This is a genomic window from Paenibacillus sp. J22R67 (assembly GCF_059692175.1).
Map to the genome: position 1 here is coordinate 915,312 of NZ_JCAUAX010000001.1, position 16,436 is coordinate 931,747.

Below are 16,436 nucleotides of genomic sequence, written 5' to 3' on the forward strand. Positions count from 1 at the left end.
ATGAAAAACTCCTCTACGTTAATTCAATTGTCTCTCTCTTCATCAGCCTCTGAAGGGTTGCTGTCGTAATTAATGAGAGAACCAGAATGAGGACGCCAATCGCAGACGCATAACTGAACTTGCCGAATTTGAATGCATTGAGGTACAAATAGGAGCCCATGACCTGTGTGGCATTGTCCACTCCGCCCTCAAAGGTCATAATCGTTACGATGACGAACGACCCATTGAGTGTCGTCATCACAATCCATACCACGGAAGTCTTGATTTGTTCCCACGAAAGAGGAAGGGTAATCAACCAAAATTGATCCCACTGTGATGCTCCGTCAATGTCAGCTGATTCAAATAATGACGATGGAATACTGAGAATTCCGGCGACCAGCAAAATGATCGTAAAGCCAATACCTGCCCAGATCGAAGGCGGCAGCAGCGCGAATATCGACCATTTATCGCCTAGCCAGGCGAAATCAAACTTCTTATCGGAAAATAAGGAGATGAAAGAATTCAAAAATCCAAGGTTCGGATTGTACACATAGCGCCAGAGAACCCCGACGACAACAACGGAAAGCACATTAGGCAGAAAGAAAATAATACGGTAAAAACCTGAACCTCTGATGCCCAACCGAGTTAGCGCTAGTGCGAATACCATAGACAATACCATAAATCCAATGACTTTCCCTATGACCAGAATATAGTCGTTGCGAATTGTCTTCAGAATCACACTGTCATCCATCATCTCCTTGAAATTTCCAAGGCCGATAAAATTATAGGTTTCGGACCCTCCTGACCAATCAAATAAGCTGAGATATATCCCTTTAAACATCGGATAAACGGTAAACACAAGATATAGAAGCAAAGTTGGAAGGATAAAGGAAAGAATGAACATATTCCGCTTCATCTTTGCGGTGCCGATTCTCTCACTTGTTTTCCGCTCTGTGTTGGCCGTTGCGGTTGTCTTGCTCACTTTCATGCTTTCCTCCAATCTAAGCTTCTGAATGACAATAAGGGAATCCGAAGCATTCCCTTATTATCGCTCACAACTTGCTATGGCTTATTTTTTTTCTTTAGCGCGAATTTTATCCGTAGCCTCTTCCATACGGTCTGACCACTGCTGCGGTGTAATTTCACCTTTCGTAAGAGCGAGCGTTGCATTGTTTCTTGCTGTTACAAGTTCTTCAGGGATAACAACCTCAGGCGCAACAACGGTGTTTGGTGAATTGTAGAATTTGGCTGCTTCTTTCGTAAGCGCTGGCGCGTTGGTTCCTTCGAGATCTGCCTTGATGTTCGCAGGGGCTTTGGAAAGCTCTGCCCATAATTTACTCTCTTTTTCGGTGAAAATGAATTGCATGAAAGCTTTGGCTGCCTCTGGATTTTTCGCTTTCTTGGCGATGGCAACTGTGGATGTGTAAGGGTTCGCTACGAACTTACCACCTTTGTCTTGGCCGATGGAAGGCAAGAATCCAAATTCAAATCCAGCTGGAATATCTTTGGCCATTTCACTTTCAACCCAAATGCCTGTCGGTATGAGAGCGGCTTTGTGCTGCAGCCACTGCGTTTGGGAATCCGTGTGATTCAGCGCAGGTGATCCTTTGTCGATGAGACCTTTGTCTCTCATTTGCACAATTCTGTCGAGAGATTTCATTACAGGTTCGCTCTTCCAAACACCCTTTTCGAGGGAATTAATTTTCTTGAAAATGGATGTATCATAGTTGTTCATCGAAATAATCGTTGGGTCTAGCAATCCACCGTTGATGTAGTACGGGTAAACCCCTGTATGGATATAATCGCTCATTTTCCCATCGGCTTTAATTTTCTCGCCTAAATCCATGAAACTTTGGAAGTCTACAGGCGCTTCCCAGCCTTTGCTTTTGAATAATGCTTTATCGTAGAACGTTCCCCAAGAGCCGAAAACGAGCGGGACAGCGAACTCTCTGCCCGGTTTGTACTCTTCAGGCTGAGCGATCAAGAGATCAAGAATCTTCTTCCCATCTACATTTTTGGCCTCCTTCAGCCAGTCCGTAATATCCATCAGTTGATCATCGGTTACCATCTGTCTTGTATTGGAGCCAGCTCCATCGATGTAAACAAAATCAGGCGGATTCCCTTGAATCCAACGCGGTTTCATTTGATCGTTAATTTTCGCTCCTGCGGATTCTTTAATCTTCAAATCCGGATTCTGCTTTTGGAACTCAGCAATGGCCTGTTTCCACCATGCGTCGCCATATCCGCCGACAAAATATTGAATTTCAAAGTCGCCCGTAAGTTTTGTTCCCGCAGGACTTGCGCTATCAGCCGGTTTGGCGCTCTCCATCGGTTTTACACTGTCAGCAGGCTTTACTGACGCAGTAGTCGTACTCGCATTGTTGCTTCCACAGCCCGTTAACGTAAGTACAACAGTCGATACCAACATACCCCATGCCATTGCATTTTTTGGCTTCATCATCGTCAAGACCTCCCTAGAATTTTGCGGTGCAACCGTCCTTATTGAAAGCATCCGCTTCTACTAATTTCCAACTCCTTTGTACACCTTAATCATAGTAATTTTCACCGCTTTCAACCATTGATTAAATGACTGTAAATAGTTAAAAAAGTATTGTCTTTTGGTGCGTTATTGTCAAAACAAACAAGGCCAGGAATCCATTCCTGGCCTTTGCCTAAATTTAGCTTAGTGACTTTTGTCAATGGCGATTTGCTGCAGCCGGTCAAGCGCTTGTTTGGGCGACATCTGGCCGAGCAAAACCGTTTGCCCCATATTTCTGGTCGCGTTCAGAACAGCAGACCATGCGGGATTATTGATCGGGTAAAACTTTGCATTTTTAATAGAGTCCAGATTTTGCTTCATGGATGGATCATTAGCCGCCAATTTATTGCCTACCGTACGAATGGTTGGAAGAAAACCTTCCCGAAGAACGAATTCCTCGTAACGTCCATCTTCATAAATAAAATCGAGAAATTTGGACAACGCCTCTCTGTTCGTATGATCCGTTTTGAAAGACATCCAAACGTCCTGCACACCCAGCACGAGAGGTGTCTGCCCCTCTTTAACCGGGATCGGCCCTTTCGCCCATTTCAGCCCTGGGTACTCAAGCGGGACGACGGCCTCAAAATAGTTGCCTGAGATCAGCATACCTAACTTGCCGTTTCCTAGAATTCGCTGTTTTTCATCGCGTGTTGTCACCGTTGGTTCTGGATCCGTTAGACCTTCTTCATATAGTTTTTTTAGAAAGGTGATGCCCTCCACATTCTCAGGTGAATTAATCGCCCATTCGCCATCTTTCATCCAACCACCGCCGGCACCATAGAAAAAATAAGAGAGATACGCCCAAATCTCATTATCCGTCAAATCGACGCCGAAGCCATCCACTTGATTGGTGTTTTTTATTTTGCGCGCATCCTCCTCTAAATCACTCCATGTTTTTGGCGGTTCTGTAAGTCCAACCTCATTGAAAATATCTTTGTTATAATATAATTCGCGGATGGTCGTAACGTAAGGTATCGTATACTGTATGTCATGCATCTTACTGCTTTCCATTAGATATGGATAAAACTTATTCTTCAATTCCGGGGAAAGAAGGTCCTCCATGCGGTTGAGCAATCCATCTTTTGCGAAATGGGCGTAAATGTTCGTGAGCAGCAAATCCGGAGGTTGATTGCGGCTGATCATGGTATTGTAAGCACTATCCAGAATGTCCCAGTTAATGACCTGCAATTCCACCTTGATAGCCGGATACTTCGTTTCGAATTCTTTCACTAGATTTTCAAAATATGGCTTCGTAGATGTGCTGTATTCAGCTGCCACAAATGTAATCGTCGCTTTCGCGTCAGGATCGGCAGAAGCTGGATGGTGAGCCTCCTCGTTCATGCATCCGGTGAGTAAAATACCCGTAAGCTGCAGCAGCATAAGCGACGAACCCACTTTTCTTTTATCTATTCCGCTCATTTTTTGATCCCCCTTCCGTCATATCACTACTTTTCCACCAAAGGAAAGAGAAGCTCCTGATTTTCTTGGGTGTACATGTTTTCCTTGGTTATGACATGGGCGTCTATATTTACTTTTGGGTCCACCTTAATACCAGATAAAGCTTGCACCGCTGTTTCAACGGATAAATACCCCATATTAAATGGCTTTTGCACGATTGTGGCTTTAATAGCCCCTTCTTCCAAGAGCTTAATCTCATAAATAGAACTATCAAATCCGACAATTCTAATTTGATCCTCCCCTTTTTTCTCTTTGATTGCCCTGGCTGCCCCTAACGTAGCCGTCTCATTTAATGCTGAAATACCCTGAATGTTCGGATACATAGCCAACAGATGTTTTACCTGTTCATAGGCCGCATCCTCCGTCCCGTCAAATCCATAACTCCCCGCGAATTCTACGCCAGGAAAATCGGCTATAGCCTCCTTAAATCCGCTCTCACGCTCCTTCTCGGCGATCGTCTGTTTATTGCCCCTAAGTGTCATCACCCGAAATAATTTACCATTCTGTCCGCCCGCCAATATCATTCCGGCTTTTCTCCCCGCTTCGATATTGTCGGTTGCAATAAGACTTGCTTCTGCACGCGTTTGAATCGGTGAATCGATCAGAATGAGTTTCGTTCCAGAATCCTTTATTTTCAAGGCAGTTGGCCCGAGCTTCTCGTAATCGGTGGCTGCAAGAATGATAGCGTCAGGCTTCTTCACAAGTGCTTCATTCACATTCCGAATTTGCCCTTCGGTATCCGTCTCTGATATGGGTCCAGTAATATCGATGTTTACAGCGAACTCTTTAGCAGCCGCTTTTATGCCCGTACTAACCATTTGCCAATAATCCGAGCGAATATTGTTCGTTTTTAAGACAACAGCGATTTCAAGCTTTCTAGGATTCGTAATACGCAGCATTTCCATGATGGTTATTAGGACAAAACCAATCACAATCACGAACAGTACAGCCAGGAAAACCGGCTTTTTAACGGTCATCGATGACTCCTTTCTGTCCACTTTTGGGGAGTACAATCCTAACCTCCGTACCTTCCCACTTTTCGCTTTTAAAAGTAAGACCAAATTCATTACCGAACAGCTTAATGCGTTCATTCACATTGCTGACCCCAATGCCCTTGATGATGCCATCTTTCATTTTCAAAATGTGCTCCAACTTCTCCGGTTCCATGCCAACTCCGTTATCCGCTACGACAAACACAATGTTATCTCCGTCTTCTTGTCCCGTTATTTTTACTAAACCAGGCTCCAAACTGTTTTTGATCCCATGATAAATCGCATTTTCAACAATGGGCTGCAAAATAATCTTCGGAATATGGACCTCTAGAATCCCAGGATCAACATCAATTTGAAAATCCAGCTTATCCTTATATCTCATCGATTGAATGAGCAAATAGTTGGTGATGTGCTCGATTTCCACCCGAACGGGAACGGTTTCATTATTTTTATTAATAATTGCGCGAAACAGCTTGGCGAGCGAAGAGGTCATCTGGACGACCTCATCATGTTTTTTACGTTCCGCCATCCAGATGATGGAATCCAACGTATTATACAAGAAATGAGGATTAATTTGCGCTTGAAGCAGCTTCATTTCACTCTTTCGCTTGCTCTCCTCATTCTGAATAATTTGATTCATTAACTCTTTGATTCGGCTGACCATGATATTGAAGGTTTGGCCCAATTGTCCAATTTCATTCTCGCTGCGAAAGTCCGATCGGATGCTGAAATCGCCTTTTTCCACTTGTTTCATGCTGCTTTGCAGTATTTTGATGGGTCTTGATAGATGGCGGGAAATAAAGAAGGAGAGGTACAACGCGATGACTAAGGCTAGAATCGTCCATAAAAAATACGAGATGTTAATTTGATACTGATTCGCAATGAGCTCATTGGCGTAGGCAACCCCGACGATTTTCCAACCAAAGTGCGTTTCTTGGATCGTATAGATCCGTTTTTTGTTCCCATCCCCTGTTGTGAAGCTTCCGCTTCCCGACTGTTTGACCTCTTCAATCATCTCTTCCTTTAAATTGCTGTTAATCAGCTTCTGCTGCGGGTGATACACGATGCTTCCATCTTTGTCGAGGATGAATACATACCCTCTCTTTCCCAGATTAATATGATTGCAAATCTCGCCAAGGACATTTAAATTCAAATCGACCAGGAAAATACCCTCTCCCGTAATGCCGTCTGCACTTTTCAGTTCCCTGCTTAAGGAAACGACCCAACGGTACTCATTCTGGATAATGTTCTGAATGTGGGGAGCAGAAATAACGGATTTGCCTCCTTCTGCCTTTGCATGTTTGTACCATGGCTGTTCCTGGACGTTGGCGTTCATATTCAGGCTTGTAATTCGACGGTCTGAAACAAATCGATTATTGTAGCCAAAAACCATAATCGAAGCAATGTCTTTACGGGTAATCAAGATGGATTGAAATAAATCGGATATTCGTTTCTCATACGGTCTACGTTCTTCATCACTGATAAAGCTCGTCTCAGTAATGTAATATTTCACGTCCTTGTTCGTCGATGCAAGCATGGAGATGTCTTCCATATTGGTTATGTACGATTGAATATTGATATTAACCTGTTGGACAATTTCGGAAATATAGTGCTTTGAATTCATTTCCACCGCTTGAGCCGACAGATGATAAGAGATGTAGCTTGTGATCACGATCAGAAATAAAATCAAGCACGAGAAGACGACGGAAATACTCGATTGTATGCTCCGAAATTTGAAAAGAAATGATCCAACATCCCATTCTCTTCTCATCCTTATTTCTCCCTCAATAACTTTTCTCGGTATTCCGTAGGGGTTGTCCCTGTATGTTTTTTAAATAACACACTAAAGTACTGAGGGTCGCTATAACCGACCTTTGCCGCTACTTCATAGGATTTCATAGGAGTCTGTTGCAATAAATCTTTTGCTTTATCAATCCGCACCCGTGTGACATATTCCATAATGGTTTGTTCTTTATTCTGCTTGAATACGGCGCTGAAATAGCTCTTGCTCAAATGTACATGGCGGCAAAGTTCATCAACCGTCAGGTTCTCGTTGGAATAATGCTTTTCAATGTAAACAATTACACTCAACACCTGCATCTTCGTTAGGTCGCTTCTTTGCTCTGACATATATAATATCGCTTCTTTACAAATCACTAGGAGCCATAACTCGATTTCATCCAACGTTTGAAAGCGATTGATATCTTTGAGAACGATTTCATGTCCCTTAAAATGAACAGCGTCATTGCCTGCGAATTCGTGAATCGTATTCATAACGGCAATAATAATCGACTGAATGTGAAAATAACAAGCTCCCATTGGCATGAGCGAAGCTTTTAAGTTGCTTATCAGTTGAGCGATGAGAACTTGCGCTTCACTTTGTGTTCCCGTTTTGATGAGGGTAGCAAATCTGCGATTCCATTCGATGTCCAACTGCTGAACGGGTTTATTGGTGCCTTCCATATCAAGGATAGAGATAACCTTATTTTTTCCATGCAAAAAACGGTAATCCAGTGCGGAGATCGCCCCGTTGTACGAAAGCGGGAGCTCGTGTAAGGTTCTGCACAACGTGCCGACCCCCACGGTAACGGTGAATTTCAAATATTTCTCCATGCAAAAGCGGATCACCTCAGATGCGCTCAGCGCAGCTTCATAGGTCCCTTCTTCTGCTTCCCCGGAAAAGATGACAATCATGCGTTCTTCCCTCGTTCGAAAAACGATCGCTTCTTTTCCTTCCATTACTTCTTGTACAATATTGAAGGCAGCGGATCGGAAAAGCTCCGGATCGTTTTGCCATTTTTCTTTCTTTATGTCGTCGAAATCGTCGATGTCAATTGCTACAACCAGATAAGGCGGGGCAATCCAAGGAAGACTGAAGTATTCAAATCTCTCTTGTATTCGGAAGTCTCGCAAGGTGCCGCCCACTAACTGCTCAAGGAACCGCTCTCTTAATAAAGGCAAGCTTTGATGAAGCTGCATCTTCAGCAGCGAGAGGTTCTCGCGATTTTCAGCTTCCTTGTCCATTTCTAATTTCACTTTGTCGAGCAGATTGCGAAGTTCATTCGCCGTAATCGGTTTTACAATAAAATCGTGCACTTTCAAACGCAGTGCTTTCTGGGCATAATCAAACTCATCATGACCGGTCAGGATAATGACCTTAATGTACGGATAATTCAATTGGATTTGTCTAGTCAATTCAATCCCATCCATAAAGGGCATGCATATATCAGACAAAACTAGATCCGGCCTAAGCTCAGAAATTGCTTCCAAAGCTTCGCTGCCATTTCTGTAATCCCCAATACATTCAAATCCATGCCGTTCCCACTCGATGCTCTCTATGATGCCTTCTCTCACTTCGATTTCATCATCAACGATCACGATTCTGTACATGGCGTACACCCCTGTTTCTACATAAAAAAAACGGATTTCCGCTAATGTCAGGAATCCGGTTACAGCTTGGATGCATGGCAACGTTCAAAAACCACTTCATACGTGGAATAGGCTTCCATGTTTCATTTCCTAATATTATACAAGTCTTTATTCACATCGGGAAGGAGTCTAATTTGTATGCTTTTGTCGAATAAGCACGTTTCATCGTTGAATGTCCAAGCGGAAGCAAGAGAACACAAGAAATGAAATCCCATTTATCCTAATTTTACCTTGTAATAATGCGGCTTTGGAGAGTAACCTGTTTCGGAATATTATCTTCTTTCTTCAAAATTTTCATCGCATATTGAATCGCATCTTTTCCTCCGGTCGGATAAGTGTAAGTACCTGCCAAGATCCCGTCGTTCACCAATTGGACCCCTCCCTCAGAGCCTGGAAGCCCATCAATCCCCAAAAATTTCACATCTTTAATTCTTAGTTTGGATGCCGCTAGATAAGCACCTAATGCCATATCGTCATTATGAGCGAAAATGACATCAATTTGTGGATAAGTCACGAATCTTTGCTTGAGTTGATCCTCTGCTTTATCTCGCAGCCAGTCTGCGACAATCGTATCCACAACATGAATGTTGGGATGCTTCGAAATGACTTGGAGAAAGCCTCTGCTCCTACCAATGACTGGTGGAGATTCGGAAAGCCCCTCGACCTGCACAACGTTCCCTTCCTTGCCGGCTAATAAATCGACAACGAACTGTCCAGCTTGCTTCCCGATCAACTCATTATCCGGTCCAATATAGAGGGTATGGTTAAAATCCGGATCATCCCGGTCCAATACAATGACAGGTATTGTTTTATACACTTTATTTACAACAGGTGCGAGTAATTCGACCTCATTCGGTGAAATGATTAATAAATCGATGCCAAGGCGCAGCAACCGTTCAACGTCGCTTACTTGCTTTTCACTGCTTTGGGCAGCATCTGCAAAAATGACTTTCACATCTTTATACTTTTGAATTTCAGCCTTAATTTCCCTATTCATTTCAATTCGCCAAGGCTCAACCAAATTTGCTTGCGACATCCCAATCAAGAATTGGGTTGATCTAGGTGTCTGGGCATCCGACCTTACGCAGCCTGTTACACAACAGGTACTTACAAGCAGTAACACACAGGATACGATCCATCTTTTCCAACTAGATAAGAACATCGATTTTATTCGCCCCGCTTCTCCGATATTCTGTTGGTGATATCCCGACGATTTTCTTAAATGCTGTGCTGAAATAGTGCTGTGACGAATAGCCTACCTTTTCGGCCACTTCATACATTTTGCAGGATGGATCGTTCATCAACAGAATAGCTCGCTTGATCCTTGTTTTCGTCAAGTAATCTATAAAAGTAGCGCCAAGTTCCTGGCGAAGCAGACGGCTTATATAGGCTGGACTAATCTGAAACTGTTTCGCAAGATCTTGCAAAGAAAATGTCTCCAGGTGGTAGTGGGTTTCGATATATCTCTTGCTTAACAACACAATAGGCGACCAATGCTCCTCAACCATCATACCCTGAAGAAGCAGCTCATAAAGGTCTGGTATACCGCACCATTGATCTCTTTGCTGAGCAATAATATGAACGTTACACTTCAAGTACTGCTCAACACTCATCGTCACCTGCTCTGTTAGAGCTTCAAGATTCGATTCATCATGGAGATGGATTAGCGCTACAATATGATCTTTCGCATCACGAAATAAGAGCGATGGACCGCTGCCTGCTACAATCTCTTCTGTTACATTCTGAACAGCGAACAAGAGCAGTTGACGATCCCATTCTTTAAACCCTTGGCCGATTGATATGCGATCCGTTATTTTAATGAGCATCATGCCCAATTGAGCTGGAACTTTTATGTTGAAAAAATCAAGCTGTTCCACCACTTCAATCTCAGAAAGCTGTCCATTCACCCATTCATTCAGGAAACGATCTCGAATCGATGTGAAATTTTTGGTTAAATGGTTATTTGCCCAATTCATGTATTTATTCTGAAAGCTGAACTGTTCCAGCTGCTTTTTAGCTCGCAGAACGACCTCCTCCAGCTCATCTTGCTTGACTGGCTTTAATAAATAATCAAATACATTCAATTTCACCGCTTGATGGGCAAAAGTAAACTCATCATGACCGGTAATTAATATCACCACACTATGTGGCAATATTTGGTTTACTTTCTCTACAAGCTCCAATCCATTCATAATCGGGATGCAGATATCGACCAATAACAGATCAGGACGAAGCGTTTGAGCTAATTCCAGCGCCAGCTCGCCATCCTCGGCTTCCCCGACAATGGCCATGCCAAGCGACTCCCAATCGAGTAATTGACGTATTTTCCGTCTGATTTTTGGCTCATCATCAACAATTAATAAGTTTATCACTTCAGAACCACCAACTTTTCTAAAAGTGGATGCCACACTTCAACCGTTGTCCCTACGCCATATTCACTATGAAAAGTCAGACCATATTCACTGCCATAATTAAGCTTGATGCGTTCGCTTACGTTATAGATGCCAAATCCTTGCAGTGCGCTCGTATCTTTACCTGATTTCTCAAGCATATGACGAATCTCCTGAAGTTTCTCTGGCTGGATGCCAATGCCATTGTCTGAGACACTGCAATAAAGCATCCCCTCTACAACTTTGGCTTGAACGGACACCTTGCCCACGCCTCTCCTTGCCTTAATTCCATGATAAATTGCATTTTCTACTAAAGGCTGCAGTGTTAATTTCAAAACGAGTAGATGATCGAGCCCCTCTTCACACTCAATTTCAAACTCCAGCTTTTCCTCGTATCTGATCTTCTGAATAATTAAGTAGCTTCTCACGTGGGCAATTTCATCGCTCACCGTTAACGTTTCTTTGCCTTTACTGAGTCCAATTCGGAAGAAATTGGTCAACGCGTCGATCATTTCGACCAAATCCGTGGCTCCCCGCTCATGCGCCATCCATTGTATGGCATCTAAGGTGTTGTATAGAAAATGCGGCTTAATTTGTGCCTGTAAAATCTTAATTTCTGATTCTCGTTTTCCCTGCTGTTCTTTATAGACCAGTTCGATTAAGTTTCGAATCTCTTCCAGCATATTATTGAAACCGTTGCCTACCTGCCCTATTTCGTCATGATACTGATTGTCAAAGTGTACATTCAAATCACCATTCTGTACTTTTCTCATCAAATTTTTCAATTTATTTAAGGGACTGGCGATAGAGGATGTATAAAAGAAAGCCAAAATAACTGCAAGAATGACGGTTAGGATCGCAATAATAAGTGTATACAATCGAATTTTCGATGCTTCTTTAAATGTTTCCTTGAATGAGAACACCCCAATTATTTTCCACTTCGTAAAATCTGATTTCGTATAAATGATTTGGTACTGATTATGATTAATTGTCTGCGTGAATTGCCTGTGTGAACTGTCTTCCAACCACTGCGCATTAATCCGATAGACAACGGGATTATCAGGAGAATAGACGACTTCACCTGCGGCATCCATCATATAAACAAAGCCAGTTTTGCCTAACGTGATTTTCTGAATCATTTTCTCAATCGTATCGAGCTTGAAGTCGATGGAAATTACGCCTTCGAACTCATGCGTTGTTGGATTTTGAATGGCTTTAACGACAGATAAGACTTCTTCCGCGTTTACTTGATTACCCGAAGTCAGATTCCTTCCAATCGGCCTTGATAGAAGAAGCAGCTCGCCTTTGGAGGCTACGGCCCTTTGGTACCAATCTTCTCGCGTTAACGGATCCCGTGAGATGCGGTATTGCTCATTGCTTATATACAGGTCGCTATTGTTCACGACGACAACCCCGGCGATTTCCGGATGAACCTCCGTATACGTCCTTAGGAGTCTGCGTACATCGGTTTCAATACTTACACGGTTCGGTTGAAGTGTATTGCCGATTTGAAAAAAAGCCAGCATACTTGGATCTTGTGAAATATAGTGCTCAATGTGGTCCATATCACTAATATAGAACTCTACATTTTTTTGAATTTGCTCGATAATTTCTTGCGCGTGCAGATTCGTTTCCCGTTCAATCGAGTTGGTATATATAATGTCACTAAGCAAACCGATTGTAAGAATAGGCAGCAAAATGAGGGAAAGAAAATAAACTAATAATTTGAAGCGTATTCCTTTTTGTTGAAAAGCTTTACGCCACAATCCCAATATGAGCACCTGCCTTCTCTTAGCCGTATCGGATTTAAATAAAAACACATTATCCTAACAGCACGAGGCTGTTAGGATCTTATGCGTAACTATAAGATTATTTATTGCCCGCCGTACTTTTTGAGCATTTCGGCCGCATTATCTTTATTAATTTCTTGGGTACCCAAAATAACTTGCTTTTCAAGTTTAGCTCCTTCTGTTAGCAGTTTGTGCGCATTATCAATGGCTTCTTGCCCGCCCGTCGGATAAACATAAGTGGCATTTAAACGGCCGGCCATAATACTTTTGATACTGCCGTCCGGAGTTGGTAAACCATCTGCGCCAACGAACAACATTTCTTTCTCTCTTCCTGCATTCTTCGCCGCGGTGTAAGCGCCTTCAGCCATCGGATCATTATGTCCAAAAACAACATCGATCTTCTTATTCGCTTGCAGAATGCCTTCCATGACACTGATCGCTTTATCTCTTAGCCAATCTGCATTTTGAGCGGCAATAATTTTAATATTGGGATTGCTCTTGATGCCTTCCATGAAGCCATCATGTCTTTCCTTTTGCCCTGACGTGCCTTCAAGACCTTTGATTTCAACGACGTTACCACCTTTATCGCCTAACGTTTTGGCTACCCATTCACCAATCCCTTTGCCGATGATGACGTTATCAGCTCCGATATGCTGCGTGAAGGAATCACCTTCTACCCTGCGGTCGAGTGTGATAACCGGAATACCGGCATCGTAGGCTTTTTTCACAACGGCTGTTAAAGGCTTGGCTTCATTTGGTGAGATGATCAAAAGATCAACTTTCTGTTGAATGAAATTTTCAACATCGGCAATTTGTTTGGAGTTGTCTTGCGCCGCATCGGCATAAACAACTTTGAAATCAGGATATTTCTTTGCTGCTTCAGCGATTTGAGCATTCATCGTTACACGCCATGGTTCTCCCAGGTTCGCTTGAGACATCCCAATTAAGTAGCTGGATTTCTTCGGTTTAGACGCTTCTGATGCAACGGGTGCTGCGCTAGGAGCTGCTGTAGACGCTGCTGCTGTTTCCTTAGCCGTAGGACTGGATGTACTCGAAGTCGTTGTGCTGCTGCCGCATGCCGTGAATAGCGAAGTCATCATGAGTGTTAGAACGGAAGCTAAAACTAATTTTTTCATTTTACATAACCTTCCCTCTTATAGTAGTTAGATTATTTCTGTTTCTGTAGGACCACAGCAATAATGATAATAAGTCCTTTCACAACGAGTTGGAGATTCGTGTTCACATTCTTTAATCCAAGCATGTTATCGAGAACTCCAAGGATCAAGGCGCCTATGATCGTTCCAATAATGGTTCCTTTCCCGCCGGCCAAACTCGTGCCGCCAATAGCGACAGCAGCGATAGCATTGAGCTCATAACCAATCCCGTCATTGGGGCTGCCTTGACTGACTTGTGCAGCATGAATCGTTCCAGCAACAGCAGACAGTATGCCTGCAAGAACATAAATCAGGATTTTAATACGGTTTATTTTAATACCGGATAGATGTGCCGCCGTTTCGTTGCCGCCAATTGCGTATACATGCCTTCCGAACTTCGTAAATTTCAGCATGATGATGAAAATGATGCCCAAGAGAAGGAAACAAATGGCGGGCACCGGAATACCTCCTATCCTTTCTCCAAGGACGTTGAAAGTACTAGGGGCAGACTCTGCACCATCACCATAAGCAATCGGAATCCCGATGCCTCCTGACCAGAATCGTGCAAGACCGCGCGCGATACTCATTGAAGCTAGCGTAACAATGAACGCTTGAATACCTAGCTTTGTAGAAACCATACCGTTAAAAGCTCCAAAGGCTGCGCCCAGCGCCAGCACAATGATGATCGTCTCCAACATGCCCATGGAGCGATGCATCATCAGATCAGCGGCGGCAGTTGCGGTTAAACCAAGAATCGCGCCAACGGATAGATCAATACCGCCTATCAGAATGACCAGCGTCATACCGATGGCCATAATGCCGTTCTCAGAAATCGAGCGAACAACATTAGCCAGATTCGTTGGCGCAAGAAATAAATTCTCTCCATCTCTCGTGCAGATGATTGATGCTACACCAAGTACTAATAGGAGTCCAAATAAGCTTTGAAATCGAATGAGAAAGCTGAAGATTTGATTTTTCTGCAAATGCTCAGCTTGTCTGAATACATGTGATTTAAATAATGTCTTGGGCGCTGTCATGAGAAGACGTTACCTCCCTTTCCGTTGCCGCTTTCAGCAACTTCTCTTCCGTTGCCTCCGCCCGCATAAATTCGCCAGTGATTCTACCTTCGCAAATCGTGAGAATACGATCCGATAAACCGAGTATCTCCGGCATATCCGAGGAAATGAGGAGAATCCCCAATCCACTGCGAGCTAATTGGTGAATGACTTCGTAAATTTCTGCTTTTGCATTGACATCTATTCCCCGGGTAGGTTCATCCAGGAGCAGGATAATCGGCTTCGAAAGCAGCCATTTACCAATGATAACTTTCTGTTGATTTCCTCCGCTCAGCTGTTTAGCCTGTGTCGCGTAGCTGGGCGCTTTAATACTTAACGAACGAATTTGTTCGTCCCAGACGACTTTTTCTTGCTTCGTCTTCATAAAAGTCCACCGGCTAAATGTATCGAGTAAGGGTAGTGACATATTTTCCCCAATCGATCGGCTTAGCACCAGCCCCTGACCTTTACGATCTTCTGTCAAGAAAGCCATGCCTTTATCAATGGCATCCCTTGGATTTTTAATCATCACTTGTTGATTATGGATGTACACCTTGCCGGTGCATCTTCTTACATGCAGGCCGAACAAGCATTCAAACAGTTCGGATCGACCCGCTCCCAACAACCCGGAAATGCCTAATATTTCACCTTGATGTAAAGTGAGGGATACCTCTTTCAACTTCCTTTTACCATTTGTAATAGGTGGATGAAAGGATAGGTTCTCTACCCGGAGCACTTCTTTCCCCTTACGAAAATCTCTACACGGGAAAAGCTCAGCGAACGATCTGCCTACCATCATGCGCACCAACTCATTGTGATTCGTTTCGTCAGTAGCAACCGCCCCTACCAAACTCCCATCTCTCAACACAACCACTCTATCGGAAAGCTCAAAAATTTCTTCCATTCGGTGGGTGATGTAAATGATGGATACCCCTTTGGCAGAAAGCTGCTTCACAACCTGAAACAATTTCTCGGTTTCATGTTTGCTAAGCGCTGTTGTCGGTTCGTCCATGATGAGAATTTTTGCATCAAGCGATAAAGCTTTAGCAATTTCCACAAGCTGCTGTTCGCCAATTCGTAGTCGTTTGACCTGCTGCTGAGGCGTAACGGTGAGATCTAGAATATTCATGTAGGTTTGCGCTTTTGCATTCATCCTATTGTAGTCAATGAAGCCGAATTGATTTCGCTGCTCTCTGCCCAAGAAGATGTTCTCGGCTACCGTTAATTCCGGCACTAGTTGTAGTTCCTGGTGAATTTTCACAACGCCATGCTTGCTGGCATCTGTTGGCGAATTAATTTGAACAGGTTGGCCGTCTATCCGTATCTCACCGTCGTACGCGGATGTTGCTCCGCATAAGATGTTCATTAATGTGGATTTCCCCGCACCGTTTTCGCCTAATAAAGCCATAACTTCTCCTTGGTGAAGCTCCATGTCTACCTCTTTAAGCGCTTTGACCATGCCAAACGTTTTCGAAATTCGATTCATCTGTAAAATGGTTGTTCTTCGTATGTTACTCCCCCCTCGCTCATGCTCTATTAAAAAAATACCATGCAGGGAGGTATGAAGTATTTAGAATAAACTGTAATAGTTTACAATTTTACACACAATTATTTTGAGAGTGACACGAACTTAAACAACGTTCATTTAAG

The 16,436-nt window shown here is 43.3% G+C and carries 12 protein-coding genes; all 12 read right to left on the reverse strand.

What is annotated here, in order from left to right:
* Positions 1-13: 13 nt before the first annotated feature.
* The 12 genes from AC58VC_RS04290 to AC58VC_RS04345 all read right to left on the reverse strand — a co-directional run bounded on the left by AC58VC_RS04290 (position 14) and on the right by AC58VC_RS04345 (position 16,272).
* Positions 14-967: a carbohydrate ABC transporter permease gene (locus AC58VC_RS04290; protein WP_497367575.1), complete on the reverse strand. Its 954-nt coding sequence runs from the start codon at positions 965-967 to the stop codon at positions 14-16.
* A gap of 81 nt (positions 968-1,048) precedes the next feature.
* A complete protein-coding gene (locus tag AC58VC_RS04295; protein ID WP_497367576.1) occupies positions 1,049-2,440 on the reverse strand; it encodes an ABC transporter substrate-binding protein in 1,392 nt (463 codons plus the stop codon).
* 222 nt (positions 2,441-2,662) lie between these two features.
* Positions 2,663-3,937 carry an extracellular solute-binding protein gene (locus AC58VC_RS04300; protein WP_497367577.1) on the reverse strand — a complete coding sequence of 425 codons (1,275 nt, stop codon included), beginning with the start codon at positions 3,935-3,937 and terminating at the stop codon, positions 2,663-2,665.
* A gap of 26 nt (positions 3,938-3,963) precedes the next feature.
* A complete protein-coding gene (locus AC58VC_RS04305; RefSeq protein WP_497367578.1) occupies positions 3,964-4,953 on the reverse strand; it encodes a substrate-binding domain-containing protein in 990 nt (329 codons plus the stop codon).
* Positions 4,943-6,739 carry a cache domain-containing sensor histidine kinase gene (locus AC58VC_RS04310; RefSeq protein WP_497367579.1) on the reverse strand — a complete coding sequence of 599 codons (1,797 nt, stop codon included), beginning with the start codon at positions 6,737-6,739 and terminating at the stop codon, positions 4,943-4,945. The genes AC58VC_RS04305 and AC58VC_RS04310 overlap by 11 nt, the downstream gene beginning before the upstream one ends.
* Before the next feature lie 2 nt (positions 6,740-6,741).
* Positions 6,742-8,358 (reverse strand): response regulator, encoded by a 1,617-nt coding sequence (locus AC58VC_RS04315; RefSeq protein ID WP_497367580.1) that lies wholly within the window; start codon positions 8,356-8,358, stop codon positions 6,742-6,744.
* A 265-nt stretch (positions 8,359-8,623) separates the two neighbouring features.
* Positions 8,624-9,559, reverse strand: coding sequence for a substrate-binding domain-containing protein (locus AC58VC_RS04320; RefSeq protein ID WP_497367581.1), 936 nt, complete (start codon positions 9,557-9,559; stop codon positions 8,624-8,626).
* Positions 9,546-10,769 (reverse strand): response regulator, encoded by a 1,224-nt coding sequence (locus AC58VC_RS04325; RefSeq protein WP_497367582.1) that lies wholly within the window; start codon positions 10,767-10,769, stop codon positions 9,546-9,548. The genes AC58VC_RS04320 and AC58VC_RS04325 overlap by 14 nt, the downstream gene beginning before the upstream one ends.
* Positions 10,766-12,607 carry a sensor histidine kinase gene (locus tag AC58VC_RS04330; RefSeq protein WP_497367583.1) on the reverse strand — a complete coding sequence of 614 codons (1,842 nt, stop codon included), beginning with the start codon at positions 12,605-12,607 and terminating at the stop codon, positions 10,766-10,768. The genes AC58VC_RS04325 and AC58VC_RS04330 overlap by 4 nt, the downstream gene beginning before the upstream one ends.
* A gap of 53 nt (positions 12,608-12,660) precedes the next feature.
* Entirely contained in the window at positions 12,661-13,713 is a 1,053-nt protein-coding gene (locus tag AC58VC_RS04335; protein ID WP_497367584.1) for a substrate-binding domain-containing protein, read from the reverse strand.
* A 32-nt stretch (positions 13,714-13,745) separates the two neighbouring features.
* Positions 13,746-14,768, reverse strand: a complete 1,023-nt coding sequence (locus AC58VC_RS04340; RefSeq protein WP_497367585.1) for an ABC transporter permease — start codon at positions 14,766-14,768, stop codon at positions 13,746-13,748.
* Entirely contained in the window at positions 14,743-16,272 is a 1,530-nt protein-coding gene (locus AC58VC_RS04345; RefSeq protein WP_497367586.1) for a sugar ABC transporter ATP-binding protein, read from the reverse strand. Before AC58VC_RS04345 ends, AC58VC_RS04340 begins: the two co-directional genes overlap by 26 nt.
* Positions 16,273-16,436 lie beyond the last annotated feature (164 nt).

Excerpts from the sequence above, each read along its gene's own strand:
- AC58VC_RS04305 (WP_497367578.1), bottom strand. The coding sequence starts at position 4,953 with ATGACCGTTAAAAAGCCGGTTTTCCTGGCTGTACTGTTCGTGATTGTG.
- AC58VC_RS04290 (WP_497367575.1), bottom strand. The coding sequence starts at position 967 with ATGAAAGTGAGCAAGACAACCGCAACGGCCAACACAGAGCGGAAAACA.
- AC58VC_RS04300 (WP_497367577.1), bottom strand. The coding sequence starts at position 3,937 with ATGAGCGGAATAGATAAAAGAAAAGTGGGTTCGTCGCTTATGCTGCTG.
- AC58VC_RS04310 (WP_497367579.1), bottom strand. The coding sequence starts at position 6,739 with ATGAGAAGAGAATGGGATGTTGGATCATTTCTTTTCAAATTTCGGAGC.
- AC58VC_RS04345 (WP_497367586.1), bottom strand. The coding sequence starts at position 16,272 with ATGAATCGAATTTCGAAAACGTTTGGCATGGTCAAAGCGCTTAAAGAG.
- AC58VC_RS04295 (WP_497367576.1), bottom strand. The coding sequence starts at position 2,440 with ATGATGAAGCCAAAAAATGCAATGGCATGGGGTATGTTGGTATCGACT.
- AC58VC_RS04320 (WP_497367581.1), bottom strand. The coding sequence starts at position 9,559 with ATGTTCTTATCTAGTTGGAAAAGATGGATCGTATCCTGTGTGTTACTG.
- AC58VC_RS04335 (WP_497367584.1), bottom strand. The coding sequence starts at position 13,713 with ATGAAAAAATTAGTTTTAGCTTCCGTTCTAACACTCATGATGACTTCG.
- AC58VC_RS04315 (WP_497367580.1), bottom strand. The coding sequence starts at position 8,358 with ATGTACAGAATCGTGATCGTTGATGATGAAATCGAAGTGAGAGAAGGC.
- AC58VC_RS04340 (WP_497367585.1), bottom strand. The coding sequence starts at position 14,768 with ATGACAGCGCCCAAGACATTATTTAAATCACATGTATTCAGACAAGCT.